Annotated in this window: 23 protein-coding genes; 16 read left to right on the plus strand and 7 right to left on the minus strand. The window is 55.9% G+C overall.

All coding sequences use genetic code 11. The features are described 5' to 3' along the window. Position 1: 1 nt before the first annotated feature. Positions 2-667 (minus strand): outer membrane lipoprotein periplasmic chaperone LolA, encoded by a 666-nt coding sequence (gene lolA / locus HZS52_RS21690; protein WP_190373673.1) that lies wholly within the window; start codon positions 665-667, stop codon positions 2-4. Between the two features lie 191 nt (positions 668-858). Then, the gene (locus HZS52_RS21695; RefSeq protein WP_190373674.1) at positions 859-4,119 is read right to left on the minus strand and encodes a DNA translocase FtsK; all 3,261 of its coding nucleotides are present in this window, start codon (positions 4,117-4,119) and stop codon (positions 859-861) included. 131 nt (positions 4,120-4,250) lie between these two features. On the opposite strand from HZS52_RS21695, the gene aat reads away from it, so the two are divergent. The 3 genes from aat (at position 4,251) to infA (ending at position 6,145) form a co-directional block, all read left to right on the plus strand. After that, positions 4,251-4,997, plus strand: coding sequence for a leucyl/phenylalanyl-tRNA--protein transferase (aat, locus tag HZS52_RS21700; RefSeq protein ID WP_009288042.1), 747 nt, complete (start codon positions 4,251-4,253; stop codon positions 4,995-4,997). Between the two features lie 63 nt (positions 4,998-5,060). Then, positions 5,061-5,795 (plus strand): arginyltransferase, encoded by a 735-nt coding sequence (locus HZS52_RS21705; RefSeq protein WP_190373675.1) that lies wholly within the window; start codon positions 5,061-5,063, stop codon positions 5,793-5,795. A gap of 131 nt (positions 5,796-5,926) precedes the next feature. Further along, positions 5,927-6,145: a translation initiation factor IF-1 gene (gene infA / locus HZS52_RS21710; protein WP_007111068.1), complete on the plus strand. Its 219-nt coding sequence runs from the start codon at positions 5,927-5,929 to the stop codon at positions 6,143-6,145. Between the two features lie 191 nt (positions 6,146-6,336). On the opposite strand, the gene clpA is transcribed toward infA, so the two are convergent. The 3 genes from clpA to HZS52_RS21725 all read right to left on the minus strand — a co-directional run bounded on the left by clpA (position 6,337) and on the right by HZS52_RS21725 (position 11,634). Then, positions 6,337-8,613 carry an ATP-dependent Clp protease ATP-binding subunit ClpA gene (gene clpA / locus HZS52_RS21715; RefSeq protein WP_022520422.1) on the minus strand — a complete coding sequence of 759 codons (2,277 nt, stop codon included), beginning with the start codon at positions 8,611-8,613 and terminating at the stop codon, positions 6,337-6,339. A 139-nt stretch (positions 8,614-8,752) separates the two neighbouring features. Further along, positions 8,753-9,061: an ATP-dependent Clp protease adapter ClpS gene (gene clpS, locus HZS52_RS21720; RefSeq protein WP_035538640.1), complete on the minus strand. Its 309-nt coding sequence runs from the start codon at positions 9,059-9,061 to the stop codon at positions 8,753-8,755. 338 nt (positions 9,062-9,399) lie between these two features. Continuing rightward, on the minus strand, positions 9,400-11,634 hold the full coding sequence (locus HZS52_RS21725; RefSeq protein ID WP_190373676.1) for an NADP-dependent isocitrate dehydrogenase: 2,235 nt from the start codon (positions 11,632-11,634) through the stop codon (positions 9,400-9,402). Between the two features lie 175 nt (positions 11,635-11,809). Between HZS52_RS21725 and HZS52_RS21730 the strand changes: the two genes are divergently transcribed. The 9 genes from HZS52_RS21730 (at position 11,810) to HZS52_RS21770 (ending at position 20,871) form a co-directional block, all read left to right on the plus strand. After that, positions 11,810-12,445, plus strand: a complete 636-nt coding sequence (locus HZS52_RS21730) for a pseudouridine synthase (RefSeq protein WP_190373677.1) — start codon at positions 11,810-11,812, stop codon at positions 12,443-12,445. Next, on the plus strand, positions 12,445-12,885 hold the full coding sequence (locus HZS52_RS21735) for an NUDIX hydrolase (protein WP_190373678.1): 441 nt from the start codon (positions 12,445-12,447) through the stop codon (positions 12,883-12,885). Before HZS52_RS21730 ends, HZS52_RS21735 begins: the two co-directional genes overlap by 1 nt. 82 nt (positions 12,886-12,967) lie before the next feature. Continuing rightward, a complete protein-coding gene (mnmA, locus tag HZS52_RS21740; RefSeq protein WP_141439641.1) occupies positions 12,968-14,155 on the plus strand; it encodes a tRNA 2-thiouridine(34) synthase MnmA in 1,188 nt (395 codons plus the stop codon). After that, a complete protein-coding gene (gene hflD / locus HZS52_RS21745; RefSeq protein ID WP_039860134.1) occupies positions 14,152-14,790 on the plus strand; it encodes a high frequency lysogenization protein HflD in 639 nt (212 codons plus the stop codon). Before mnmA ends, hflD begins: the two co-directional genes overlap by 4 nt. Before the next feature lie 83 nt (positions 14,791-14,873). After that, positions 14,874-16,259 carry an adenylosuccinate lyase gene (gene purB, locus HZS52_RS21750; protein WP_190373679.1) on the plus strand — a complete coding sequence of 462 codons (1,386 nt, stop codon included), beginning with the start codon at positions 14,874-14,876 and terminating at the stop codon, positions 16,257-16,259. Positions 16,260-16,322: 63 nt separating this feature from the next. Then, positions 16,323-17,513: a cupin domain-containing protein gene (locus tag HZS52_RS21755; protein WP_022520430.1), complete on the plus strand. Its 1,191-nt coding sequence runs from the start codon at positions 16,323-16,325 to the stop codon at positions 17,511-17,513. Positions 17,514-17,656: 143 nt separating this feature from the next. Continuing rightward, on the plus strand, positions 17,657-18,082 hold the full coding sequence (locus HZS52_RS21760) for a GNAT family N-acetyltransferase (RefSeq protein WP_039860133.1): 426 nt from the start codon (positions 17,657-17,659) through the stop codon (positions 18,080-18,082). Between the two features lie 400 nt (positions 18,083-18,482). After that, positions 18,483-20,081 (plus strand): isocitrate lyase, encoded by a 1,599-nt coding sequence (locus HZS52_RS21765; RefSeq protein WP_022520433.1) that lies wholly within the window; start codon positions 18,483-18,485, stop codon positions 20,079-20,081. A gap of 319 nt (positions 20,082-20,400) precedes the next feature. Next, positions 20,401-20,871 (plus strand): outer membrane lipoprotein, encoded by a 471-nt coding sequence (locus HZS52_RS21770; RefSeq protein WP_022520434.1) that lies wholly within the window; start codon positions 20,401-20,403, stop codon positions 20,869-20,871. 86 nt (positions 20,872-20,957) lie between these two features. On the opposite strand, the gene HZS52_RS21775 is transcribed toward HZS52_RS21770, so the two are convergent. After that, a complete protein-coding gene (locus tag HZS52_RS21775) occupies positions 20,958-21,239 on the minus strand; it encodes a hypothetical protein (protein ID WP_027959688.1) in 282 nt (93 codons plus the stop codon). 176 nt (positions 21,240-21,415) lie between these two features. Here HZS52_RS21775 and HZS52_RS21780 point away from each other — a divergent pair, with 176 nt between their 5' ends. Continuing rightward, the gene (locus HZS52_RS21780) at positions 21,416-21,898 is read left to right on the plus strand and encodes an FKBP-type peptidyl-prolyl cis-trans isomerase (RefSeq protein ID WP_022520436.1); all 483 of its coding nucleotides are present in this window, start codon (positions 21,416-21,418) and stop codon (positions 21,896-21,898) included. A 53-nt stretch (positions 21,899-21,951) separates the two neighbouring features. Here the strand turns inward: HZS52_RS21780 and nikR are convergent, their stop codons facing one another. Then, positions 21,952-22,353, minus strand: coding sequence for a nickel-responsive transcriptional regulator NikR (gene nikR / locus HZS52_RS21785; RefSeq protein WP_027959689.1), 402 nt, complete (start codon positions 22,351-22,353; stop codon positions 21,952-21,954). Between the two features lie 108 nt (positions 22,354-22,461). On the opposite strand from nikR, the gene HZS52_RS21790 reads away from it, so the two are divergent. From HZS52_RS21790 to HZS52_RS21800, 3 genes are read left to right on the plus strand one after another with little or no spacing between them, the layout of a single operon-like run. Further along, the gene (locus HZS52_RS21790; protein ID WP_190373680.1) at positions 22,462-24,051 is read left to right on the plus strand and encodes an ABC transporter substrate-binding protein; all 1,590 of its coding nucleotides are present in this window, start codon (positions 22,462-22,464) and stop codon (positions 24,049-24,051) included. Beyond that, the gene (locus HZS52_RS21795) at positions 24,042-25,022 is read left to right on the plus strand and encodes an ABC transporter permease (RefSeq protein WP_039859319.1); all 981 of its coding nucleotides are present in this window, start codon (positions 24,042-24,044) and stop codon (positions 25,020-25,022) included. Before HZS52_RS21790 ends, HZS52_RS21795 begins: the two co-directional genes overlap by 10 nt. Further along, positions 25,019-25,819, plus strand: a complete 801-nt coding sequence (locus tag HZS52_RS21800) for an ABC transporter permease (protein WP_009287317.1) — start codon at positions 25,019-25,021, stop codon at positions 25,817-25,819. The genes HZS52_RS21795 and HZS52_RS21800 overlap by 4 nt, the downstream gene beginning before the upstream one ends. Positions 25,820-25,848 lie beyond the last annotated feature (29 nt).

Consider the following 25,848-nt stretch of genomic DNA (forward strand, 5'->3'; position numbering starts at 1 on the left):
CTTAAAGCTCTTCACGAATAACATCGGTGCCTTCGGGAATTTCGAAATCAAACATGTCCTCAGCAATCTCGCCATTGAGGGTAATATTGCTAAAGGTGATGGCGGTGCGCTGGCCGGTACTGTCCATCATCCACAGCTCGGTTAGCGTATCGGCATCGAACACCATGCTTAGCTCTTCGAACAGCGTATCGGCCGAGATAGGCACTAGGGTAAAGACATCTTCTCCCCCGTCCTGCTCGTAGAACACCTCATAGCTTTCGGTTAAATCGTCCACGCTTCCCGACAGCAGTAACGCAGGGGTATGGGTTACTCGATCGTCCATCTCTTGAACGGTGACTTGTTCAAGGTCGGGATCGTACATATACACATCATCGCCGTCAGAGACCACGGTTTGAGAGTAAGGCGCTTCCACTTCCCAACGCAGCATACCGGGGCGAGACAGCCACATCTCACCACGCGCGCTTTGGAGGCGTTCCCCGCTGCCATCAAGAATTTGCTGCTCAAAATCCGCTTGATAACGCTCAAGCGGATCCAGCCGTTCAGTCAAACGCTCGGCAGCATCATCTGCCCAAGCGGGAGCACCAAAGGTTAAACCCAAGGCACTTGCCGCAAATACCAGTGGCGAAGCGCCCATTGCTGAAGTGCGTTTTGTTTGCGTATCGCGCATATGATCTCCCTAGGCAACCGTTGCCCGGTAACTGTTGCTCAAAACTGTTGCTTAAAAATCAAGCAGTGAGGTCGGCTTAACCGGCCATGGCTAACTCAAAAACGTAACAATCAGACGAGAAAAACGCCGCAGGGTTTCACCCGCGGCGCTACTTTCACGCTTATTGCATAATTGTGGCTTTCATCAAGCGGTTAGTGGCCCACCGGAGGCGGGGCAAGCACTTCCCGGGCACCGTTAGAGCCCATAGAGGTCACCACACCGGCGCCCTCCATGGCCTCAACTAAGCGAGCGGCCCGGTTATAGCCAATTTTAAAGCGACGCTGCACGGCGGAAATCGAGGCTTTGCGCGTTTCAGTGACAAACTGCACGGCTTCATCGTAGAGCGCATCCTGCTCCGCATCGTCGCCATCCCCCCCCTCAGCCTCAAGACCCGTTAAGGCATCGGCGGATACGCCACCAGAAAGGATCTCTTCGATATACTCGGGTGCTCCACGGCGCTTCCAGTCATCGACCACTCGGTGTACTTCGTCATCGTCCACAAAGGCACCGTGGATGCGGTTAGGTGGTCCGGAACCTGCAGGCAGATAGAGCATGTCACCATGCCCTAACAGACTTTCAGCGCCGCCCTGATCCAGAATGGTGCGCGAATCGATTCTGGATGAGACCTGAAACGCCATCCGCGAAGGGATGTTGGCTTTGATCAAGCCAGTCACAACATCCACCGAGGGGCGCTGGGTAGCCAGAATCAAATGGATACCTGCGGCGCGTGCCTTTTGCGCCAAGCGCGCAATCAGCTCTTCGACTTTTTTGCCGACGATCATAAACATATCGGCAAACTCGTCGATCACCACGACGATGTAGGGCAGTTTCTCCAGCACTGGATGCGGCTGATGCACTTCCCAGGGCTGCGGTTCCCAGAGCGGGTCTGCCACTTGGGCACCGGCGCGCTCCGCTTCATCCAAACGGCCATTGAAGCCCGCGATGTTGCGCACCCCCATGGCCGCCATGAGCTTGTAGCGGCGCTCCATCTCGGCCACGCACCAGCGCAGGCTGTTGGCCGCCTCTTTCATATCGGTGACCACGGGCGCCAGCAGATGGGGAATGCCGTCATATACCGACAGCTCCAACATTTTCGGGTCGACCATGATCAGCTTTAGCTCACTAGGCTTCGCTTTAAGCAGCATTGAGATCAGCATGGCGTTAACGCCCACCGACTTACCCGACCCGGTGGTACCGGCTACTAGCAAGTGGGGCATCTTGCCCAGGTTGGCGACCACTGGGCTGCCACCAATATCTTGGCCTAACGCCATGGTGAGTGGTGACGTCTCCTGCTGGTAACGGTCGGAGTCGATAACTTCGCGCAGGCGGATCATGGCCCGGTTGGGATTAGGTATTTCAATACCCACCGTGGGACGCCCTGGAATAACCTCGACCACTCGCACACTTTTCACCATCAGGGAGCGCGCCAGGTCTTTGGCAAGGTTACTGATTTTAGACACTTTGACGCCCGCGGCGGGCTTGATCTCAAAGCGGGTAATCACCGGCCCGGGCCAGGTATCCACCACTTCCGCTTTCACACCGTATTCGCGCAGCCGCACTTCAAGCAGCTCAGCCATATCAGCCAACTGCTCGTCACTATAATTGGGTTGATACGGCTCTGCAGGTGTCAACAGCTGCAAGCTCGGCACGTCGCCCTCAGGTTCGTCCAGAGTTTCAAAAGCAGGCCGCTGGCTCTGCAAATGCTCCACGGTCCACAGGGCGGGGCCTTCATCCGCCTCTGGCGTGCTCTCTTCGGGCGCGAAGCTGGGTTCTTGGCGAGCTGCTGGGGTGGGCGTGGACGGAGGAGTAGTCGTTGAGTGCGCTCCTCCATCGCGGCCTTGGGCATACAGCTCATCATCCATCTCTTCATCGTCCCACACCGGCTCAGGCACTACTTCCGCTACACGTTCAGGTTTACGTGCAGGCTCAGGCGCGGTGACGCGCTCAGGGCTCCAGGCAGCATCAGTGTCACCAATATGTGGCTCACCAACACGTGGTTCAGCTTGGCTGCTGCTGGGATCAGCGGTGAGTGATGGCTCACTGCGACGCTCAACGGGCGCGGCATGAACAGTCTCTTTCTCGGCGGGCGCCTCATCGCTGGCAAAGAAGTTACTCCTGGCAGGCGCCGGAGGCTCTTCTTGACGAGTAGCACGCAGCGGGAAGGAAGTCTCGGCTTCTTTGGGTTCATCACCGGGCGCAGGTGCTTGAGTCTCAGGCGCTGCTGACGTTACCTCAGCCTGGACAAAGGCATTTTCCCGCGGCGCTGAGGGTGCCGCTGCTCCCTCCTCTTCTGCCGTTTTAGTCGCTGGCGTCACTGACGGGGCTGCCCCAGGCGCTGAAACCGTCGGCTCCGCGGTAGGTGTCGAAGAGATAGGCGCGGGTGTTTTAGCAGGCACATGCTTATTACTTGAAAACGCTGCGGCCTCCCAGGGAATCGAAGTATCCGTGGTTTCGTTGCTATTTGAAGGACTCGCTTCTGACGCATTGCTCTCTGAAGAGCTGTTCGCCTCACGACTGGAAAGTGGTACAGAGAAGCCTGGCTCACGGCGTTCGCGGCCACTGGGGCTGTTGCCTATTGGCTCTGCCGTAGGCTTTATCTCAGCGGGTGCAGCTTCAGGTTTAGCTTCTTGAGACTGCGCTTCAGGCGCTGCTTGAGGCTTGGCCGCAGTTTTGGCAGTTTTAGCAGCCGCTCGCTGAGCAGCGCGCATACGACGCGCTTGGCGACGTGCCGATAACCAGCTACCCAGCCGACATATACGCTTGCCGAGCTCATCAGCCACTTGCAGCCACGACATACCACTAAACAGCGGAAAGCCGCTTAAAATTAACGCCGCAGCGATTAAACCAACGCCACCACTTCCCACTAAAGGCCTTAACGCACCGACCAAACCTTCGCCCAAAATACCGCCTGAGGCATAGGGCAGCATGCTATCAGGGTGATAAAAGTGCAGCGCCCCCAACATGGTAGTACCGAAAATAAGTAGCACTAAGCCACCCGCATGGACAGCAATTGCCACGGGGTCGAGTTCAAAACGTACCTGGCGTGAGCGAATCAGCCACCAAGCGGCAAAGCCGAACATACCCGGCCACCACAAAGCGCTGGCGCCAAGCAGTGAGTAGAGAACATCGGCCAGCCAAGCGCCAACCTGCCCCATCCAGTTACCCACATCTGTCTCAGGGCCCTGATAAGACCAGCCTGGGTCAGAGGGTTGGTAACTAAATAGCGCTAATAATAAGAAAACACACAGCGCCAGCAGGATCACCACTACGCCTTCGCGCACGGAGCCTTGTAAGCGCAGGCCAAAACGACGAGCCTTATCCTTTGCGGCGTTAACGCGCGCAGCTGAAGCCGATGATGGTGTTTGACGCGCGCTACGCTGCGTTCGCTTGTTTACTGCTTTATTCACTTTCAAGCGACTCTCCCTTTACACCTCAATGGCGTCTTTAATCCACTTGCGAGTTTGCATGATACCGAGCATCCTTCCGCCGTCACAGAGGCTATCGTAAAGCGCTCAGTACAAGAACGTCGTAACAGGAGCAAGTAATGCTACCTTGGCTTTCCTCGCCACATCCTAATTTTCCAACTACCTCCCAAGCGCTGGCCTCCCCCAATGGCCTACTGGCCGCCGGAGGGGAGCTCTCGCCCGCTTGGCTGGTAGAAGCCTATCGGCAGGGCATATTTCCCTGGTTCAGCGACGACGACCCCATTTTGTGGTGGAGTCCAGACCCGCGCATGATACTCCTACCTGAGCAATTTAAGCAGCGTCGTAGCCTCACCAAACGATTACGCCATGGTGGCTTTCATATCACCCTGGATCAACACTTCGATCAGGTGATTCAGGCCTGCGCCGCCCCGCGTGGTGAAGAGGCGGGCACCTGGATTACAGACGAAATGCGCGAGGCCTACGGGCTACTGCATGCTCTAGGCATTGCTCATAGCATCGAAGTCCATCAACACGGCCAATTGGTGGGCGGGCTGTATGGCATCGCCATGGGGCCGGTGTTTTTTGGCGAGTCGATGTTCTCCCACGCCCCGGATGCTTCGAAGGTAGCGCTGGCCCATCTCGCCAGGGCCATGCGCGAACATGGCGGAAAACTCATCGACTGCCAAATGCACACGCCTCATCTGGCAAGCCTGGGCGCTATTACAGTCGCTCGCGAGGCATTCATCAACTATCTTAAAAACTGGTTACCCGATAAGGCATTTACGTTTACCACGTCACCCACTGAAACACCCACTGTTCCTGCATCGCTCTGGCTTAAGGCGATTGCCACCGAGGGTAATGCGTAGTGATGAACCATCGTGACGAACTTATTCTGTTCCAACCATTTTTTTACAATGAGGAGGCAGGCCGTGAGTAGTAACACTCCGCGTCGGCCGGTGCGGGATTTGCGCTTTTTCCTTACCGTGCCGCATGCCTGTAGCTATTTACCCGGCAAGGAAGCGACAACGCTGTTTCTCGACCCGCAGGAGTCGCCCGTTCCAGGTGTCTATGACTCGCTGGCGCTGCTAGGGTTTCGTCGCAGTGGGCGCCATCTTTACCGCCCTCACTGTGAGGGCTGCAACGCCTGCCGCTCGGTGCGTATTCCGGTTGACCAGTTTGCGGCTAACCGCACGCAACGAAAAATTTGGCGCCGCAATGCCGATATAAGCATCCATATTGTGCCTGCTCACTTTGCATCTACCCACTACTCGCTTTACGCGAATTACATTCGTCAGCGCCATGCTGACGGCGATATGTTCCCGCCCAGCCGCGAGCAGTACCGCACCTTCCTTACCCTTGATGAGTCCTATGCCCATCTGATGGAGATGTACCTCGACGAAGAGCTGGTTGGTGTGGCTGCATTCGACCAGTTGGAGCATGGGCTCTCGGCAATCTACACCTTCTTTGCCGTTAGCGAGACTCTGGATAAGCGCTCACTAGGCACTTTTGCCATTCTTCAGCTCATCGAGCTCAGCCGCGAAAAAGCGCTGCCGCACCTTTATTTAGGGTATTGGATCGAAGAGTGCCGTAAGATGCGCTACAAGCAGGCTTTCGCGCCATTGGAAATACTCGATGGACGCCATTGGCGGCCGCTGATTCGCTAAAAATGCCAGCTTTTTTGCCTTGACGACGGGCTTACGGCACAATATAGCGCTGTTTCTTGAGTGCCCACCTAGCGGCACTCAAATTCTGACCGATAATGACATTACTAACTCATCAGTGAGGACATGCCTATATGGCACGCGAAGATCATATTGAAATGGAAGGCGTTATCGTCGATACCCTTCCGAATACCATGTTTCGGGTTGAGCTGGAAAACGGTCACGTTGTTACCGCTCATATCTCCGGCAAAATGCGCAAAAACTATATCCGCATTCTGACCGGCGACAAGGTAAAAGTTGAGCTGACACCTTACGACCTGTCTAAAGGCCGTATCGTTTACCGCTCGCGCTAAGTCGTTACACCATTAACGCGTTCAGCTGATTTTAACTGCCCCAGCTAGACTGTCCTTTAACGACAGCGCCGATCAGCGTCAATGGCGGTTCACTAAAAACGACAACGCCCCGTCGATGACAGGGCGCTGCGTTTTTATGCATATAGCATGAGTATTAGAAAGATAGCTTTTAGCACGGCTTAGCGCCCTTTTCAGGGCGCATCTGCCATCTCAGTCTCTGTGGAAAGGTGTAACTCGCCCTCCTCCAGGCTAACGTGGACAATACCGCCCTGATCAGCCAGTTCTCCGAACAGAATCATTTCGGCTAATGGCTTCTTCAGCTTCTCTTGTATGAGGCGCGCCATTGGACGTGCACCCATGTCAGGATCGTAGCCTTTGTCGGCCAGCCAATCCCGCGCCATGTCGTCTACATCCAGCTGAACACGCTTCTCATCCAACTGCGCCTGTAGTTCGATCAAGAACTTGTCGACCACATTGCGCACCACCGAGACCGGCAGCGAGTGGAACTGAATAATACCGTCCAGGCGGTTGCGGAACTCCGGTGAGAAGGTACGGCGGATCACTTCCATGGCATCGGTGGAGTGATCCTGGTGCTGGAAGCCAATGGAGCGACGCGACGCCTGCTCCGCACCAGCGTTAGAGGTCATAATCACGATAACGTGACGGAAGTCCGCTTCACGCCCGTTGTTGTCCGTTAAGCGGCCATGATCCATGACCTGCAGCAGCAGGTTAAAGACTTCCGGGTGCGCTTTCTCAATCTCATCCAACAACAACACGCAGTGCGGCTGCTTGGTCACCGCTTCGGTCAGTAGACCACCCTGGTCGTAACCGACATAGCCTGGAGGCGCACCAATCAGGCGCGATACGGTATGGCGCTCCATATACTCGGACATATCAAAGCGCACCAGTTCAATGCCCATGATATGCGCCAGCTGTTTGGCCACTTCGGTTTTACCCACACCGGTGGGACCTGCAAACAGGAAGCTACCAACGGGCTTATCGGGAGATTTAAGCCCGGCCCGGGACAGCTTAATAGCCGCAGAGAGACTATCAATCGCCTCATCCTGACCGAACACCAGCATCTTCAGGTCACGATCCAGCTTCTCGAGCAGCTTGCGGTCGGAGCTTGAAACACTCTTCGGTGGGATACGTGCAATGGACGCTACCACGGCTTCCACTTGCTCGACATCGATCGTCTTGGCGCGCACTTCTGGCGGCAATAGACGCTGGTGAGCCCCTGCCTCGTCAATCACGTCAATCGCTTTGTCGGGCAGGAAGCGGTCATTGATGTAGCGATCCGCTAAGCGTGCGGCACTTTCAAGCGCACCATCGGTGTACTTAAGTTCGTGGTGCTCTTCAAAACGTGAACGCAACCCTTTGAGGATTTTGATGGTGTCTTCCACCGACGGTGCCATCACATCCACCTTCTGGAAGCGCCGTGCCAGAGCACGATCTTTCTCAAAGATGCCGCGGAACTCCTGGAACGTAGTCGAACCAATGCAGCGCAATTCGCCCGAAGAGAGCAGCGGCTTGAGCAGATTGGACGCATCCATCACGCCACCAGAGGCGGCACCTGCACCAATCACCGTGTGAATCTCATCAATGAATAGCACAGCGTTAGGCTGCTTGCGTAGTTCGCTCAGCAGGCTTTTGAGGCGTTTTTCAAAATCACCACGGTACTTGGTACCGGCCAGTAGCGCGCCCATGTCCAGCGAGTAGACCACCGCATCGGCAATAACATCGGGAACGTCTTCTTCGACGATACGCTTGGCAAGGCCTTCGGCCACGGCGGTTTTACCTACACCCGCCTCACCGACTAACAACGGGTTGTTTTTGCGCCGACGGGCCAGAATTTGCACCACGCGCTCAAGCTCGTGGTCGCGGCCAATCAGCGGGTCAATTTTACCCAGCCGTGCCTGTTCATTGAGATTGGTAGCGTAGCCAGTGAGCGGATGCGCAGCGCCCTCACTGCCACCCTCCTCCGCGTCTTCACTCTCAGGTGAAGAAGGCGAGGGAGACGGCCCGTGACCGGCCACTTTGGAGATACCATGGGCGATGTAGTTGACTGCATCGACCCGCGCAACGTTCTGCTGCTTAAGGAAGTATACCGCCTGACTCTCCTGCTCGGAAAAGATCGCCACCAACACATTGGCACCGGACACTTCGCTTTTGCCAGATGACTGAACGTGGAAGACCGCCCGTTGTAAAACACGCTGAAAACCAAGCGTGGGCTGGGTCTCACGATCACCCTGGCCTTCTGGAATCAGTGGCGTAGTCGAGTTAATAAAATCCTGCAGATCGGACCGCAGCTTGTCGAGGTTAGCCCCGCAGGCCTTCAGTACGTCTACCGCTGAGGCATTATCTAGCAACGCTAGCAGCAGGTGCTCAACGGTCATAAACTCATGGCGCTTTGAACGCGCCACGGTGAAGGCCGTGTTCAGGGTCATTTCAAGTTCTTTGCTCAGCATGGCAGTCCCCTTTTCGCTACTACCTAGGGCGTGTCGCCACCTAGGGCTTGCGTCGGATCAATTTAGTCGACCGGCACTCTCAACATCGGGTACAAATGGCACGGTTGCAAGTCTCACCACCAATTATTTCTCAACGCTTTTAATTGGCGGCCTCAATATCACTTATCAACGGGTGCTCACACTCACGGGCATATTCATTTACCTGATAGCTTTTTGTTTCGGCTATATCGCGCGTAAACACGCCACAAGTGCCCTTTCCTTGGGTATGTACGGCGAGCATGACCTGAACGGCCGTCTCGCTGTCCATGTTAAAAAAATCTTGCAGCACTTCAATGACAAATTCCATCGGCGTGTAATCGTCGTTGTGAAGCACTACCTTATAAAGCGGTGGTTGCGCCAGCGCCGGTTCTGCTGACTGTACCGCTATATCACCATCTTCATCGGGCATATCTGGCCGCGTCATCCCCGCTTTTACGGGTAACACGGTCAAGTATGAACTATCTTGGTTGGGCATAAGCTGCACGGTTGGTTGTCTCGACACTGACCGATGGAAGCGTTTATCAGACCTCACATCGCCAATTCACTAGTGTAGTTTCTTAACTGTAGCCTCTTAACTACTATAATTTCTTAACTACTATAGCTTATTAGCCTAAACGTAAGACGCTTTCGATCAGCAAGGGTTCATGGAAAACTTAAAATATTACAGAGCGCAATAGCGAGTGCAATGCAACCCCCCCGCCCGCCAAGCGGACGGGGGTCAATCAGCCTAATCACAGGCGGTCTCTATTAGCCTTTTGCGACCATGGCAAGCGTTTCGTTGAGAGTCTGGCTGGGGCGCATCACCTTAGCCGTCAGCTCGTGATCCGGGTGGAAGTAGCCACCAATATCCGCAGGCTGGCCCTGAACGCTGTTCAACTCATCGACAATGGTCGCTTCTTTGGCCGTTAGCGCGTCAGCCAAGCGTTTGAACAGCGTCTGCATTTCGCTATCTTCGCTCTGCTCTGCCAACGCTTCAGCCCAGTATAGCGCCAAATAAAAGTGGCTGCCGCGATTGTCCAGCTCACCCACTTTGCGCGACGGCGACTTGTTGCTATCCAGGAACTTGCCGTTCGCCTGATCGAGCGCTTTAGCCAGCATTTTTGCCCGAGCGTTATCGAAGGTGCTGCCCAGGTGTTCAAGGGATGCCGCCAGGGCCAAAAACTCGCCCAGCGAGTCCCAGCGCAGATGGTTCTCTTCCAGCAACTGCTGAACGTGCTTGGGAGCAGAGCCGCCAGCGCCGGTCTCAAACAAGCCACCGCCATTCATCAATGGTACGATTGAGAGCATCTTGGCGCTGGTGCCGAGCTCCATAATCGGGAACAGGTCAGTCAGATAGTCGCGCAGTACGTTACCAGTGACGGAGATAGTGTCTTCGCCCTTGCGGATACGCTCCAGAGAGAAGCGCATGGCCTCTTCTGGCGTCATGATACGAATATCCAGGCCAGTGGTATCGTGCTCTTTTAAGTAGCTCTCGACTTTCTTGATCAGTTGAGCATCGTGGGCGCGCTGGGCGTCCAGCCAGAAGATAGCCGGCGTTCCGCTTTCGCGGGCACGATTAACCGCCAACTTCACCCAATCGCGAACCGGGGCATCCTTGGTCTGGCACATCCGCCAAATGTCGCCCTGCTCAACGCTGTGCTCAAGCACTACATTGCCGCTGGCATCGGTGACGCGTACGGTACCGTCGGTAGGAATCTGGAAGGTCTTATCGTGGGAGCCGTATTCTTCGGCTTTCTGGGCCATCAAGCCTACGTTGGGTACGCTGCCCATAGTCGTCGGATCAAAGGCACCGTGCTGTTTGCAATCATCGATGACCGTTTGATAGATACCGGCGTAGCAACGATCAGGAATGACGGCTTTGACGTCGTGCAGTTGGTCGTCGGCGCCCCACATTTTACCGGAATCGCGGATCATCGCCGGCATGGAAGCATCGATAATCACATCGCTGGGCACGTGCAGGTTGGTGATCCCTTTATGGGAGTTCACCATCGCCAAACGCGGGCGCTCGGCATAAAGTGCTTGAATCTCATCCTCAATCTGGGTCTGACGCTCTTCCGGCAGTGACTTAATGGCCGAATAGAGATCGCCGATACCGTTATTGGGGTCGAAGCCCGCCTGCTGGAGGTCATCTGCGTGCTTACTCAGCACGTCCTGATAAAACTCGCTGACCACCATACCGAACATAATCGGGTCAGAGACCTTCATCATGGTCGCTTTAAGGTGCAGCGAGAACAGCACGTCTTTGGCTTTTGCGTCAGCGACTTCGTCGGCCACAAAACGACGCAGCGCGTTACGGCTCATGACCGCAGCGTCGACGACTTCGCCTTCCAGTACCGAGGTTTTCTGCTTGAGCACCGTGGTGCTGCCGTCTTTAGCGACCAGCTCGATCTTGAGATCGGTGGCTTTTTCAATCAGCGCGGACTTCTCGCTGCCGTAGAAATCGCCTCCACTCATATGCGCCACATGGGACTTGGAGTCGCTGCTCCACTCACCCATGCGGTGGGGATATTTGCGGGCGTAATTCTTGACCGACAGCGGAGCGCGGCGATCCGAGTTACCTTCACGCAACACCGGGTTAACGGCGCTGCCTTTAGTTTTGTCGTAGCGCGCCTGAATGTCTTTCTCTTCATCGCTTTGGGGCGCTTCAGGGTAGTCAGGAAGTTTGTAACCCTGCTGCTGCAACTCTTTAATCACCGCCTTTAGCTGAGGCAGAGAGGCGCTAATGTTGGGCAATTTGATAATATTAGCTTCTGGGGTCTTGGTCAGTTCGCCAAGCTCCGCCAAGTGATCGCCGATCCGTTGCTCTTCGCTCAGATAGTCAGGGAACTGAGCAATGATGCGAGCGGCCAGGGAAATATCGCGGGTCTCTACCTGAATGCCGGCAGAATCGGTAAAGGCATCGATAATCGGCAGTAGGGAGTGCGTCGCGAGCGCGGGCGCTTCGTCAGTGAGCGTATAGATGATCTTCGGCGTTTTGGTCATTTGTGCGTTAACCTCTCTCTTTTCGCTGCGATGGCAAGAAATCTTGAGCGGAGCGCGAGCTCAACGATGGGCGCCCCATCAGGTAGCCGGAGTATACCAGCGCTGCCCGCCGTGCGCATTGTCGACATACCTATTCCTGAGAGCGAATAGAAAGTAAAAGGGGCAACGAGAAGTCATGAGCAACCTTTATTTACTGCATAAGCCTTTCCAGGTACTGAGCCAATTCAGCGACCGTGAGGGGCGGCAAACCCTGGCGCATTATGTCGATGTGAAAGATATTTACCCCGCAGGACGGCTTGACTACGACTCTGAAGGCCTACTGCTGCTCAGCGATGATGGCGAGCTGATTCACCGCATTTCTCATCCGCGCCATAAGCAGCCCAAAACCTACTGGGCCCAGGTGGAAGGGCAAATCGATGACACGGCATTGAAGGCATTGCGCCAAGGCATTGCGCTGAAGGATGGCCCAACGCAGCCAGCCAAGGCGCACAGAATAGATCCGCCTACGACCGCACCACGCCACCCTCCCATCGACCCCAAACGCCACCCCTCGACTAGCTGGCTGGAGCTAACCATAAGCGAAGGCCGTAACCGCCAGGTTCGCCGTATGACGGCCCATGTCGGTTACCCCACCCTGCGCTTGATTCGCGTAGCGATCGGCCCCTGGCGGCTGGATGGTTTGGCGCCCGGCGAATGGCGCAAAGAAACCCTACACGCGCCCAGACCGACGAATACGCCTCCAAGTCAGCGACGAATAGCTCCGCGAAAAGATCAGCGTAGGCGGCCCACCACAAAACGCAGGAACCCCTGATGAGCCTTATTCGCAGCACGGCTGCCTGCGTCATCCAGCAGGGCGAGCGCTTTTTGATGGTAGAAGAGCAGCGTGGCGGCCCGCAGAGTGTGTTTAACCAGCCCGCTGGGCATATTGAACCCGGCGAAGGCCCCATAGCAGCCATTCTGCGCGAGGTACTGGAAGAGACTGCTTGGCAGGTATCGCTCACCGGATATCTGGGTTTATACGTATTTCATACCGACGAAGGGCAAACGTTTCACAGCCACGGCTTTATTGCCGCACCGCTTCATCAACTCGACCTCCCCCTCGACCCGGATATCTTCGCCACCCACTGGCTTACCATTGAGCAAATACGGTCGTTAGATCAGCAGGCGCGCCTACGCAGCCCGCTGGTACTCAAACGTATCGAGGATGCACTCAGCGAGCCTGGCTATCCCCTGTCGGTGATTCGCGAGTGAAGCACTCGAAGCCATTACCCCCCATCGTGTATAATCCTCGCCCAACTGCACACTGCTTATTTGCACCCTACTTCAACTGAGGATGCCCATGTCATCCACTGAACCAACTACGCCAGGCTCATCCACCACTGAGTCATCCGCCACAGCCGCTAATGGCAAAGTGATTGTCGGTATGTCCGGCGGCGTCGACTCGTCCGTTTCGGCCCTTCTCCTCATGCAACAAGGCTATGAGGTCGAAGGCCTGTTTATGAAAAACTGGGATGAAGACGACGGAACCGAATATTGCACGGCCAAAGAGGATCTCGCCGACGCCGAGGCGGTCTGCGCCAAACTGGGCATTAAACTGCACACCGCTAACTTTGCCGCCGAGTATTGGGATAATGTATTCGAGCACTTTTTAGCCGAATACAAAGCGGGCCGCACGCCCAACCCGGATATTCTGTGTAACCGGGAGATCAAATTTAAGGTCTTCCTTGAGTACGCTGAAATGCTCGGAGCCGACAAAATCGCCACTGGTCACTATGTTCGTAAAGGGCATGTTAGCCAAGGCGATGGCGATGTTCGCCCGCGCCTGCTGAAAGGCCTGGATAGCAATAAAGATCAAAGCTACTTCCTGCATGCAGTGCCAGAAGCCGCCATTGCCCGTACCCTGTTCCCCGTAGGTGAGCTGGAAAAGCCCGCCGTACGCGCGCTTGCAGAACAGCACGATTTGATCACCGCTAAGAAAAAAGACTCCACCGGCATCTGCTTTATCGGCGAGCGCCGGTTTCGCGATTTCCTCCAGCAGTACCTGCCCGCCCAGCCCGGTACCATTGAAACGCCGGATGGCGATGTCATCGGCAAACATATGGGGCTGATGTACTACACCCTGGGCCAGCGCCAGGGTCTAGGCATTGGCGGGCTTGCCAACTACTCCGAAGACCCCTGGTACGTGGCGGCAAAAGATCTTGATCGCAATGTACTGATCGCGGTGCAGGGTAAGCATGACCAGTTGCTCTACTCCGATACCTTGGTCACAGAGGCCATGGATTGGGTGGCGGGTGAGCCGCCGGTTCAGCAGGGGCGCTTTACCGCCAAGACGCGCTATCGGCAAAGCGACTGCAGCTGTGAAATGCGCGCGCTGCCCGACGGTGGCGTTGAGGTCACGTTTGACGACCCGCAGTGGGCGGTCACCCCTGGCCAGTCGTTGGTGCTTTACGATGGCGACATATGCTTGGGCGGCGGCGTTATTCGCGCTACCTGGAAGAAAGCCGCGGAGGCTGCTGCATGAATCCTACCCCGATTCATCGCGCCCCCGATTCTCCGGCAGTCCGCCAAGCACTTGCCCTTGCTGGCGTCTTTCAAGCCGCCAGCCTGGTCGATGAGCTGGCTCGCACCGGGCAGGTCGACACCCGCGCCTGGGAAACGCTGATTGAGGCCACTGTGGATACTAACCCGGAAAGCTTCGAGGCGATTTATGGCGGGCACCCCAATAATCTGCGCCGCGGCCTGGATACCTTAGAAGCCCTGGTGGGGCGTAAGCAGGCGAACCCGGTGGTGTTGCGCTACGGTTTTTCGCTGCTGATGCTAATGAATAAGCTGCGTACCAATAACGACATGATGGATTCACTGGGCCAAAAATTAACCCGCATTCAGGGTCAAGCCGAGCACTTTGGCACTACCCATGAAAACGTGGTGGCCAGTCTTGGGGAAGCGTACCAAGAGACGATATCCACCTTTAAAACCCGCATTGTGGTGCAAGGGGATCCATCACTGCTGCAGAGCCGCATGATGCCTGAGCGTGTACGCGCTTGCTTAATGGCGGGGATTCGCTTTGGATTATTGTGGCACCAGCAAGGCGGGCGCCGCTGGAAACTGGTATTCCAGCGTAAAGCGCTACGCCGGGCACTGGATAGCCTCGACTAGACGGCTACTCTGTTCTCGATCGACGTCTTTTCAATTAACTTGCTCTCGACTAATTTTCTTTCGAACCTCCTGGAAACGATGCCATGCAACTCTCCGCTTTGACCGCCCTCTCCCCCGTCGACGGCCGCTACGCCTCTAAAGCCGCCGCCCTGCGCGAACACTTCAGTGAATTCGGCCTTATTCGCGCCCGTGTGATTGTGGAGGTTCGCTGGCTACAGCGCCTGGCTGAGCATGCTCAGATTACCGAGGTACCGCGCTTATCTGCTGAGGCTACCGCGTTCCTTGAGCAATTGATTCGTGAGTTTTCTATCGCGGATGCCGAACGCATCAAAGAGATCGAGCGCACCACCAATCACGACGTCAAAGCGGTTGAGTACTTCCTAAAAGAGAAGATTGCAGGCCAAACCGAGCTGCATGCGGTCACCGAATTTATTCACTTTGCCTGCACCAGCGAAGATATCAACAACCTCTCTTACGGCGTAATGCTCAGCGACGGCCTGAACGCCATGCTGCCCACCATGCACGAGGTTGCCGATGACATTGCCAAGCTAGCCATTGCCCACGCCGCCCAGCCGATGCTGTCGCGTACTCACGGTCAAACCGCCACCCCGACCACGCTGGGCAAAGAGATGGCCAACGTGGCGTACCGCCTTAAGCGCCAGCTGAAGCAGATCGAAGCGGTGGAAGTACTCGGCAAAATCAATGGCGCTGTGGGCAACTATAACGCCCACCTGACCACCTATCCGGAGATCGACTGGGAAGCCAATGCCCGCACCTTTGTGGAAGGCTTAGGGCTGACTTTTAACCCTTACACTACCCAGATCGAGCCCCACGACTATATCGCCGAACTGTTTGACGCCATTTGCCGCTTTAATACGATCCTGATCGACTTCGATCGCGACGTATGGGGCTATATCTCACTGGGCTACTTTAAGCAGCGCACGGTTGAGGGCGAGATCGGTTCCTCGACCATGCCACATAAAGTCAACCCGATTGATTTTGAAAACTCCGAGGGCAACCTGGGCCTGGCCAACGCTGTGCTTAGCCACCTTGCGCAAAAGCTGCCAATCTCCCGCTGGCAGCGCGACCTGACTGACTCCACCGTGCTGCGTAACCTTGGCGTGGGCCTGGCATATGGGTTGATTGCTTACCACGCCAGCCTCAAAGGCATCAGCAAGCTTGAAGCCAATCCTGAGCGTTTAGATGCTGATCTGGATAACAGCTGGGAAGTGCTCGCCGAGCCGATTCAAACGGTGATGCGCCGTTACGGTATTGAAAAGCCCTATGAAAAACTCAAGCAACTGACTCGTGGCAAACGTATTGACCAAGCAGGCTTTGCGGCGTTTATTGATACCCTTGAACTGCCCAGCGAGGTCAAAACCGAATTGAAGGCGCTCTCACCGGCCAACTATATTGGTAATGCCCAGACGCAAGCCGAAGCACTGACACATCAGTTAAACTCTCTGTAACCCATTTGTTGTGACCAACTTGCTGTGACCAACGTTACTGCGACCACTACACCAGGACACGCCATGAACCATCACGATAAGCCGCTAACACTGCTGGGCGATCTTACCGCCGCAGACTTTCTGGCCAATTATTGGCAGCAAAAGCCGCTGCTGATTCGTGGCGCCATGCCCGACTTCATCAGCCCGATTGAAGCCGATGAACTGGCTGGACTCGCCTGCGAGCCTGGCGTAGAAGCGCGTTTGGTTGAAGAGGAGGGCCCGGATGGCCCTTGGCAGGTCTCCCACGGCCCCTTCGATGAAGCCACTTTTGAACGGCTCCCGGAAAAAAACTGGAGCCTTCTGGTGCAAGCGGTTGACCACTATGTTCCATCGGTGGCTGCGCTAATGAATGAGTTTGACTTCCTACCTCGTTGGCGGCTCGATGACGTGATGATCAGCTACGCACCTCCTGGCGGAAATGTGGGTGCGCACATCGATCAGTACGATGTCTTTTTACTCCAGGCCAGCGGCCACCGCCGCTGGCAGCTGGGCGGCAAGCTCACGGAAGATGCGCCGATCATCCAAGGTATCGATCTCCGCATCCTGAAAGAATTCACCGTAGAGCCCGACTCCGACTGGGTGCTTGACCCCGGCGACATGCTTTATCTCCCTCCCGGCTGGGCGCATCACGGCGTTAGCCAAAGCGATGACTGCATGACCATTTCAGTTGGCTTTCGCGCTCCTTCGGCCGATGAGGCGATCACCTCCTACGCCGACTATTTGGGTGAGCAGTTGCCTGCCTCTCAGCGTTACAGCGATGCGGGCATGGCGCCTGCTCAGCAGGTCGGTGAACTGGACGACGCAGCCGTTGAGCGTATGCGTCAGCTGATTATGTCGACGCTGGATAACCCTACTCAGATTGCCCAGTGGTTTGGCCGGGTGATGACTCAGCCAAAATATGTCGATCAAGTGGTACCGCTTGAAACACCGTTGGACGAAGAGGCGCTTGTTGCTCAACTACAAGAGGGGGAGCCGCTCTACCATATGCCTGGCTCACGCTTTGCCTGGCGTCGCGATGCCAGCGGTACCACGCTATTTGTGGATGGTGACGGCCACGCCTGTTCAACTGAATTAGCCAAACGCCTAGCCGACACCACCCCTCTCTACGCCGAAGACCTTGAGCTTGACGGCGCAACTGCGCTCATCACCCAGTTGGTCAATACCGGCAGCCTCGGCTTTATGAGTGATGAAGGTGATGATGACGAGGAGTACTAAGGAACCTCTGATTAACGTGATGAGCGCAGGCCAGACAAGGCAAAAATCAACGAAAAAACGGAGTTTACGGGGTGTAAATGAGTATTTTGAGGCGATTTTTAACGCAGTATGGCCAAGCGCAATAGTTAATCGGAGGTTTCCTAATGGCGATTACCCACATTAGCACTGGCAGTTGGGAAACGCTGGGCCCAACGGCCAGCGAGATCCGCCGCAAGGTATTTATTGAAGAGCAGAGCGTGCCCCAGGATGAGGAGTGGGATGGCCTGGATCCGGCGTGCCAGCACTTTCTCGCCATGCTTGATCAGCAGCCGGTAGGCACCGCACGACTGCTGCCCGACGGGCATATAGGCCGCGTCGCCGTACTCGCTAATGCCCGCGGCAGCGGTATTGGTGTACTGCTGATGCAGGCCGCGATTGAAGCGGCACGCCATGCGGGCCACGCCCAAGTGGCCCTGAGTGCCCAGGTACACGCACTGGCGTTCTATGAGCGTCTAGGCTTTATCGCCCATGGCGATGAGTTTCTGGATGCAGGCATCCCTCATCGAGAAATGACGCTTTCGCTCGATTAACAAGCCCTCTTGATTGATCTCTAGCACTGCCTCGGCAGTGCTTTTTTATGCGCTCTTGCCGCCATCTTGACGAAAAACGACTACACAAACCCTCCCTTCCTCTACCTCCCTGTCGTCGGGTTACAACGGCCTCTGCCCCCAAGTGTCAATTGTTGAAGGCGCCATCCTCGTGGATAGTTATTGCATTGCAGCGTTAAGCGGATTGGGTCAATCCATCAAGCTCAACGCTGTAGCTGAGGTCTCTAGCGTTACTGCTTCCAGCTTTCAAGACGTTTGCATGAGAGACGATTGACCTAGAGACACAATCACGAAAATCAATAATGCTAAATACAACTTCGCAGGTGCAGCATAAGCAAAAGCTGATTTGCGAAACACTATCCAGCCCGAAGAGGATAAGCTCATGACAGGACTGCTCGACGATATCAAAGCCATGGCCCAACTACGCGAAGCTCAAGGCGGCAAGTGGGAAACCATCAAACCTGAGTATGCCGCTCGCATGCGTGCACAGAACCGCTTTCACACTGGCCTGGATATTGCGCGTTACACCGCCAAGATCATGCGCGAAGATATGGCCGCCTATGATGCCGATACCGCCCAGTACACCCAGTCGCTAGGCTGCTGGCACGGCTTCATTGGTCAACAGAAGCTAATCTCGATCAAGAAGCACTTTGGCACCACCAAACGTAGCTACCTCTACCTTTCCGGCTGGATGGTTGCCGCGCTGCGCTCCGAGTTCGGCCCGCTGCCCGACCAGTCGATGCACGAAAAAACCTCCGTCGCGAACCTGATCGAAGAGCTCTATACCTTTCTAAAACAAGCCGATGCCTGGGAGCTTAACCACTTGTTCCGCGCCCTCGATGAAGCCAAAGAGGCTGGCGACAAATCAAAAGAGCAGGAACTGATCGGTAAAATCGATAACTACGAAACTCATATCGTACCGATTATTGCTGATATCGACGCTGGCTTTGGTAATGCAGAAGCCACCTACCTGTTAGCCAAAAAGTTTATTCAAGCGGGCGCCTGCTGCATCCAGTTGGAAAACCAGGTCTCTGATGAGAAGCAGTGTGGTCACCAGGACGGTAAAGTTACTGTGCCCCACGAGGACTTCCTGGCCAAAATCAACGCCGTGCGTTACGCCTTTTTGGAACTCGGCATTGAAGATGGCGTTATCGTTGCGCGTACCGACTCACTCGGCGCGGGCTTGACGCAGAAAATTGCCGTTACCAACGAGCCAGGCGATCTCGGCGACCAGTACAACAGCTTTTTGGACGGCGATGTGATTGAAAACGCCGCCGATATCAACAACGGCGATGTGGTCATCAAGCAGAACGGCAAACTGGTTAAACCCAAGCGCCTCGCTTCGGGCCTCTACCAGTTTAAACCCGGCACCGGCGAAGACCGCGTTATACTGGACTGCATCACCAGCTTGCAAAACGGCGCCGACCTACTGTGGATCGAAACCGAGAAGCCCCACGTTGGCCAGATCGCCAGCATGGTCAACCGCATTCGCCAGGTCGTGCCGGATGCCAAACTGGTCTATAACAACTCTCCGTCGTTCAACTGGACGCTGAACTTCCGCCAGCAGGTGTTCGATGCATGGCAGGAAGAGGGTAAAGACGTTTCGGCTTACCAGCGTGACAAGCTGATGAGCGCAGAGTACGACGATACCGAGCTTGGCCAGCTGGCCGATGAGTGGACACGCAATTTCCAGCGCGACTCGTCTCGCGAAGCGGGCATCTTCCACCACCTGATCACGCTGCCAACTTACCACACGGCTGCCCTGTCCACCGACAACTTAGCGAAAGGCTACTTCGGCGATGAAGGTATGCTGGCTTACGTGAAAGGCGTACAGCGTCAGGAAATTCGCCAAGGGATTGCAACCGTTCGCCACCAGGATATGGCAGGCTCCAATATCGGTGATGACCATAAAGAGTTCTTCCACGGCGATGCCGCGCTCAAAGCCGGTGGCAAAGACAACACCATGAACCAGTTTGGCTAATTTAGCAGGTTTCAACGCCATAGATCACTATGTACCCCTGCAACAGGAGGCCTTCGGGTCTCCTGTTTTTGCTTGGTTATACGTATTTGCACACTGTTTTCTTAATACACTGTTAAACTCTCGGTTAAGCTTTTTTTGGCGACTGCTCTACCAACTTTGATCTTTTTTCATGAACGCTGGTCAAAGCCGTTAGCATCGGCTATCTTTAACGAACACTGTTCTATAACTACGTCTACTCTGTGCCTGCCCAGTTATGAGCGCTATATGGATAACAGGCCAATGGATGACAGTTATAAAAATAGACACTCTGGAGGTTTTAATGAAACGTCTTCTTCTACCTGTTGTCGCACTGAGCATTCTCACGCTGGCAGGCTGTGCCAATACGTCTGGCTACTCTGGTGATGTCTATCGCGGCAGCCAAGCCAAAACCGGTCAAAGTGTTACTTACGGCACTATCGTGGCGGTTCGCCCGGTGCAGATCCAAGCGGAAAGCCGTGCCGGCGGCCTTTTAGGTAGCGGCGGTGGCGCGGTTATCGGCGGTCTTCTGGGTAGCCAGGTCGGCGGTGGCTCTGGTCGTCAGTTGGCGACTGTGGCAGGCGCCCTGGGCGGCGCTGTGGCAGGTACGGCCGCTGAAGATGCGACTAACCGCGTTAATGCGCTGGAGATGGAAATTCGTCGCGATGACGGTACCGACGTGGTTGTCGTTCAGCGTGCGGATCGCCAGTTCCAAGCCGGCCAGCGTGTGCGTTTGATTGGCAATGGCGCCAACATGAGCGTGGCACCCTATTAATCGAGAGCGTTAATCTAGCGCTTAAGTATCAAAAAAGCCCGGCCATCAAATGAGAGGACCGGGCTTTTTATTTTATCGCGAACAGCTTAGTGATGGGTTTTATTCCCAGCCCATTTAGCCAGCGCCATGATTGCCCAGCCAATCAGGGCAAGCAGGATGACGACCAGCAGCATTTCAACCGGCTGCACCAGGGTGGTGGCCCCCAACACTGCCAGCGTAATCACCCATAGATAGCGATTGTCGCCATGGCTTTTCAAAAAACCGGGCAACACCTTATCTAACCCCTCGCTAACGCCGCTATTCCAGCGCTGATAGACAAAATAAGCAATCAGGCAAAAAGCGATAAGCCAAATAATCAAGATCGTCATTACATGCTCCAAAAGTGATAGGGCAAAGGAAAAAATAATGGTTGTAGGGTATCCCTGGTCACCCTGACGCGCAATACCGCCGAAAGTGGTGAGTAGGAAAAAGCGTCGCTACCCCCTGACAAGCCAGCGCACACGCGTTACCATATTGGGACATGCACTCACCGAAAGGTTATTCCATGCAAATTGCGCAAAACTCGGTTGTCGCGTTTCACTACACCCTGACCAACGATGCAGGTGAAGTGCTAGACAGTTCCGAAGGCCGTGAGCCGCTTACCTACCTCCACGGCGCTGGTAACATTATTCCGGGTCTTGAAAAAGAGCTGGAAGGTCGTGCAGCAGGCGAGAAGCTGAACGTTGCCGTATCCCCTGAGGAGGGTTATGGCGAGCTGCAAGAGCAGCTGATGCAAGAAGTACCCCGCGATGCGTTCCAAGGCGTTGAAAGCATTGAGCCGGGTATGCAGTTCCAAGCCCAGACTCAAGGCGGCCCTCTGATGGTGACCGTCAAGAAAGTCGAAGGCGATACGGTCGTTGTCGATGGCAACCACCCGCTGGCCGGCCAGCAGCTCAACTTTGATGTTGAGATCGCTGAAGTACGTGAAGCGAGTGCTGAAGAAGTTGAGCACGGCCACGTGCACGGCGAAGGCGGCGTTGAGCACTAAGACGCTCGCGCTACCGATCAGAAAAGGTGACCTCAGGGTCACCTTTTTTATGCCTACTCGTCAGGTATCAGCACTAACTGCCCATGACGCACGCTGCGCGACGAAGTGACTTCAGCAGCAAATTGTTTGAGCGCCCGCCCCTGGCCTTTGAGCAGCGCCACTTCCAGGCAACTGTCATGGTTGATATGTACATGCAGAGTCGAAAGCGTCAGGTCATGATGGTCATGGGAGTGACGCGTTAAACGCTTGGACAGCTCCCGAGCGGCATGATCATAGACATACACCAGCGCGCCCATGCAGGGCGAGTCAGGTGCAGCCTCTTCTCTCGCCTGTTTTAAGCCGCTGCGGGTCAAATCGCGAATCGCCTCTGAGCGGTTTTGATAGCCGCGCTCGCGCATCAACGCATCCACTTCTGCCACCAGCTCCTCATCAAGCGTTACCGTTACACGCTGCATTCACGCCCCCCTGTACTGATTAACTTTGCATGCGCTGCCACCACCGGTAGTATGATGTTATTGTAAAAACATCATACTAGTGACGCTAACAGCATAAAGGATAAAGCGATGACTAAACCAACTCGGCCCATCTTACTGGGTATTGCGCTAAGTTGTTTAGTCGTAGCCTCCACTGCGCAGGCAAAAGAACAGCTGGTACTTGCCATTGGCGGCGAACCCGAACAGGGTTTCGACCCACTGCTGGGCTGGGGGCAGTATGGCAATCCACTGTTTCAGTCGACGCTACTTTCACGGGGCAAGGATCTTGCGCCGCAGCCAGAGCTGGCCACTGAGTGGCGGCTTTCTGAAGACCGCCTGACCTGGACACTCACACTCCGCGAGGACGCCCGCTTTGCCGACGGCACGCCGCTGACCGCTGAAGATGTGGCTTATACTTTTAATGCGGCAGCCCAGGCGGGCGGGCGAGCGGATCTTAGCGCCCTGGCTGAAGCAACCGCACTTGATAAGTACACTGTTTCGCTCCGCCTGAAGGCCCCGCGCATTACCTTTATTGATCAGCTGTTGACACTGGGCATTGTGCCCCGCGCCGAGCGTGATAACGGCTACAGTGATCAGTATGGTCGTCATCCCCTGGGGTCTGGGCCCTATCAGTTGGTAGAGTGGCAGGAAGGCGAGCAGCTAATTGTTGAGCGTAATCCTTACTTCTACGGCCCTACGCCTGCTTTTGAACGGCTGGTATTTCTCTTTACCGGTGAAGACGCCACGCTAAGTGCCGCCCATGCCGGCCAAGTGGATATCGCCTCGGTTCCCCCGGCACTGGCGGCCAATGTGCCAGCACATATGCAGCGGGTGATTATGGAGAGTGTCGATAATCGCGGCATTCTTTTTCCCATGCAGCCTGCCAATGGCGAACACGCCGCCTCCGGCGCGCCGGTTGGTAACAATGTGACGGCAGATATTGCTATACGTCAGGCGATCAACCTTGCGGTTGACCGCGATACGCTGGTGGAAGTGGCACTGCACGGTTATGGGCGCTCCGCCTTTGGCCCGGCGGACGGCCTCCCCTGGAGCGATAGCGATGAGCGCCTTACCGCTCCCGACCTTGACCGGGCGGAGGAGATACTCGACGCCGCAGGCTGGCAGCTACGCGATGATGGCCTGCGCTATAAAGATGGCCTGCCCGCTAGCTTTCGACTTACCTACCCCTCCAGCGATACCACCCGACAGCTGCTTGCGGAAGTCAGTGCTGAGATGGTGCGTCCACTGGGAATTGAGATACAACCCACCGGCCGTCACTGGGACAAAATCCAGCGCGAAGCACTGCACCAGGATGCCATTATGTTCGGTTTTGGCAGCCATAGCCCCCAGGAAGTTTACTACCTCTTCCACAGTCAGCATGCGGGCAACGGTTTCTACAACAGTGGTTTCTACGCTAATCCAGAGGTGGATGCCCACTTGGACGCCGCCCAGGCGGCGTCTAGCTTTGAGCAAGCCAACCGCGAGTGGCAGGCAGCGCAGTGGGACGGCACCACCGGCTACGGAGTACGCGGCGATAGTAGCTGGGCCTGGCTGGTCAATCTTGAGCATGTCTATTTTACCAATACCTGCTTAGATGTCGGAGATCTAGGTGTAGCGCCCCACGGCCACGGCTGGCCAATCACTGCCAACCTGCTTGAGTGGCGCTGGACGTGCGACTAATTGCGCCTATCGCCAAGCGCGTGGCTCGCCTGGCGCTGGTATTAACCTGCGTCGCCCTAGTGTCGTATGGGCTTATGATGGCCTCCCCCATTGACCCCGTTGATGCCTACCTAGGCCCACAAATGGCCCAAGTGAGCCCAGAGCAGCGCGCACTGATTGCCCAACGCTGGGGGTTTGATGAGTCAGTTGCCGTTCAGTTTGGCCACTGGCTGCGCCAGTTAGTCAGTGGTGACTTAGGCTGGAGCCACGTATACAACCAGCCGGTCAGTGAGGTAATCGCTCAGCGCTTTCAGCGCTCCATTGCGCTACTGGGCAGCGCCTGGCTCATTTCAGCGCTGGTGGGGTTTAGCCTGGGTGTGGTGGCGGGTGCCAAAGAGGGCTCCAAGCTGGATAACATCATCAGCACCTACGCCTTTATTACCGCCTCCACGCCCGCCTTTTGGCTGGCGATACTTGCGGTGCTGCTATTTTCGGTAACCCTGGGATGGACACCCACCTGCTGCGCAGGCCCCGCCGGGGCGTTAAACCAGGAAGTCACCCTCGCCACACGGTTGCACCATTTACTGCTGCCAGTGGCGACCCTGGCACTGCTGGGCATCGCCAGTATCACCCTGCACACCCGCACCCGCATGCTTGAGCTAATGCGCTCAGACGTTGCTACTCACGCCTTTGCTCAGGGCGCCAGCCGTCTTGATGTGGCTTGGCGCCACGGTCTTCGCCACGCCAGTGTACCGGCGATTACGCTAGCGTTTGCCTCACTGGGCGAACTGTTTGGCGGCTCCATTTTAATCGAGCAGGTATTTGCTTACCCCGGCTTAGGTCAGGCTACAGTGGCAGCGGGCCTGCGCAGTGACGTCCCACTGCTGCTGGGCATCGCACTCTTTACCGCCCTGTTTGTCAGCGTCGGCAATATGATCGCCGATAGCCTGTATGGCGTTATTGACCCGCGCATTAAGGCAAGTGGTTTATGAGTCAGGCTCAACCGCGCCTTCGTGCCGCCTTCAGCCTGGGTGTCACCGCCCTGCTGGTCATGGGACTAGTCGCTAGCCAGTGGCTGCTGGGTGATTCACCGCAACAGATGCAGTTTGACGCCCGCCTGGCACCGCCCAGCGTTGACCACTGGTTGGGCACCGACGCGCTGGGCCGTGAACTCTGGGCGCGCACTCTGGCGGGGCTGGCACTAAGCTTCTGGGTGGGCTGCTTGGCGGCGCTACTGAGCACGCTGATTGCCTTGAGCCTGGCAGCGATAGCCACGCTGTCAGCGCGGCTGGATGCGCTGGTGAGTCTGCTGATTGATACGCTGCTTAGCGTGCCTCATTTGATTTTATTAATGCTGATCGCTTTTGCCCTGGGTGGCGGTACCCAGGCAGTGATTATTGCCGTTGCGGTGACCCACTGGCCAAGCCTAGCCCGAGTGTTGCGCGCCGAACTATGGCAGTTACGGCAGGCGCCCTATGTGCGCATCTCCCGCGCTCTAGGTAAATCGCGCTGGTTTGTGCTCCACGGCCATCTGCTTCCCCATCTTATTCCCCACTGCCTGGTTGGCGCGTTACTGCTGTTTCCCCACGCCATTCTCCACGAAGCCGCATTGACCTTTTTGGGCTTTGGCTTAAGCCCCAGCCAGCCCGCTATTGGCGTATTACTGGCCGATGCCATGCGCTACTTAAGCGGCGGTTACTGGTGGCTGGGGGTATTTCCCGGCTTGGGGCTGTTACTGATGGTGCTGGGTTTCGAGCGCCTCTCAAGCCACCTACGCCGTGCGCTTTAGCGCTTTTCAGAAAAATTGGCTGTAAAAAC

The sequence above is a fragment of the Vreelandella titanicae genome (assembly GCF_014697095.1).
GTDB lineage: Bacteria > Pseudomonadota > Gammaproteobacteria > Pseudomonadales > Halomonadaceae > Vreelandella > Vreelandella titanicae.

Excerpts from the sequence above, each read along its gene's own strand:
- infA (WP_007111068.1), top strand. The coding sequence starts at position 5,927 with ATGGCACGCGAAGATCATATTGAAATGGAAGGCGTTATCGTCGATACC.
- clpS (WP_035538640.1), bottom strand. The coding sequence starts at position 9,061 with ATGCCCGATGAAGATGGTGATATAGCGGTACAGTCAGCAGAACCGGCG.
- HZS52_RS21775 (WP_027959688.1), bottom strand. The coding sequence starts at position 21,239 with ATGACGATCTTGATTATTTGGCTTATCGCTTTTTGCCTGATTGCTTAT.
- HZS52_RS21730 (WP_190373677.1), top strand. The coding sequence starts at position 11,810 with ATGAGCAACCTTTATTTACTGCATAAGCCTTTCCAGGTACTGAGCCAA.
- aat (WP_009288042.1), top strand. The coding sequence starts at position 4,251 with ATGCTACCTTGGCTTTCCTCGCCACATCCTAATTTTCCAACTACCTCC.
- mnmA (WP_141439641.1), top strand. The coding sequence starts at position 12,968 with ATGCCCATGTCATCCACTGAACCAACTACGCCAGGCTCATCCACCACT.
- HZS52_RS21755 (WP_022520430.1), top strand. The coding sequence starts at position 16,323 with ATGAACCATCACGATAAGCCGCTAACACTGCTGGGCGATCTTACCGCC.
- HZS52_RS21780 (WP_022520436.1), top strand. The coding sequence starts at position 21,416 with ATGCAAATTGCGCAAAACTCGGTTGTCGCGTTTCACTACACCCTGACC.
- hflD (WP_039860134.1), top strand. The coding sequence starts at position 14,152 with ATGAATCCTACCCCGATTCATCGCGCCCCCGATTCTCCGGCAGTCCGC.
- HZS52_RS21725 (WP_190373676.1), bottom strand. The coding sequence starts at position 11,634 with ATGACCAAAACGCCGAAGATCATCTATACGCTCACTGACGAAGCGCCC.
- HZS52_RS21765 (WP_022520433.1), top strand. The coding sequence starts at position 18,483 with ATGACAGGACTGCTCGACGATATCAAAGCCATGGCCCAACTACGCGAA.
- HZS52_RS21800 (WP_009287317.1), top strand. The coding sequence starts at position 25,019 with ATGAGTCAGGCTCAACCGCGCCTTCGTGCCGCCTTCAGCCTGGGTGTC.
- HZS52_RS21760 (WP_039860133.1), top strand. The coding sequence starts at position 17,657 with ATGGCGATTACCCACATTAGCACTGGCAGTTGGGAAACGCTGGGCCCA.
- HZS52_RS21770 (WP_022520434.1), top strand. The coding sequence starts at position 20,401 with ATGAAACGTCTTCTTCTACCTGTTGTCGCACTGAGCATTCTCACGCTG.
- HZS52_RS21790 (WP_190373680.1), top strand. The coding sequence starts at position 22,462 with ATGACTAAACCAACTCGGCCCATCTTACTGGGTATTGCGCTAAGTTGT.
- HZS52_RS21735 (WP_190373678.1), top strand. The coding sequence starts at position 12,445 with ATGAGCCTTATTCGCAGCACGGCTGCCTGCGTCATCCAGCAGGGCGAG.
- lolA (WP_190373673.1), bottom strand. The coding sequence starts at position 667 with ATGCGCGATACGCAAACAAAACGCACTTCAGCAATGGGCGCTTCGCCA.
- nikR (WP_027959689.1), bottom strand. The coding sequence starts at position 22,353 with ATGCAGCGTGTAACGGTAACGCTTGATGAGGAGCTGGTGGCAGAAGTG.
- purB (WP_190373679.1), top strand. The coding sequence starts at position 14,874 with ATGCAACTCTCCGCTTTGACCGCCCTCTCCCCCGTCGACGGCCGCTAC.
- clpA (WP_022520422.1), bottom strand. The coding sequence starts at position 8,613 with ATGCTGAGCAAAGAACTTGAAATGACCCTGAACACGGCCTTCACCGTG.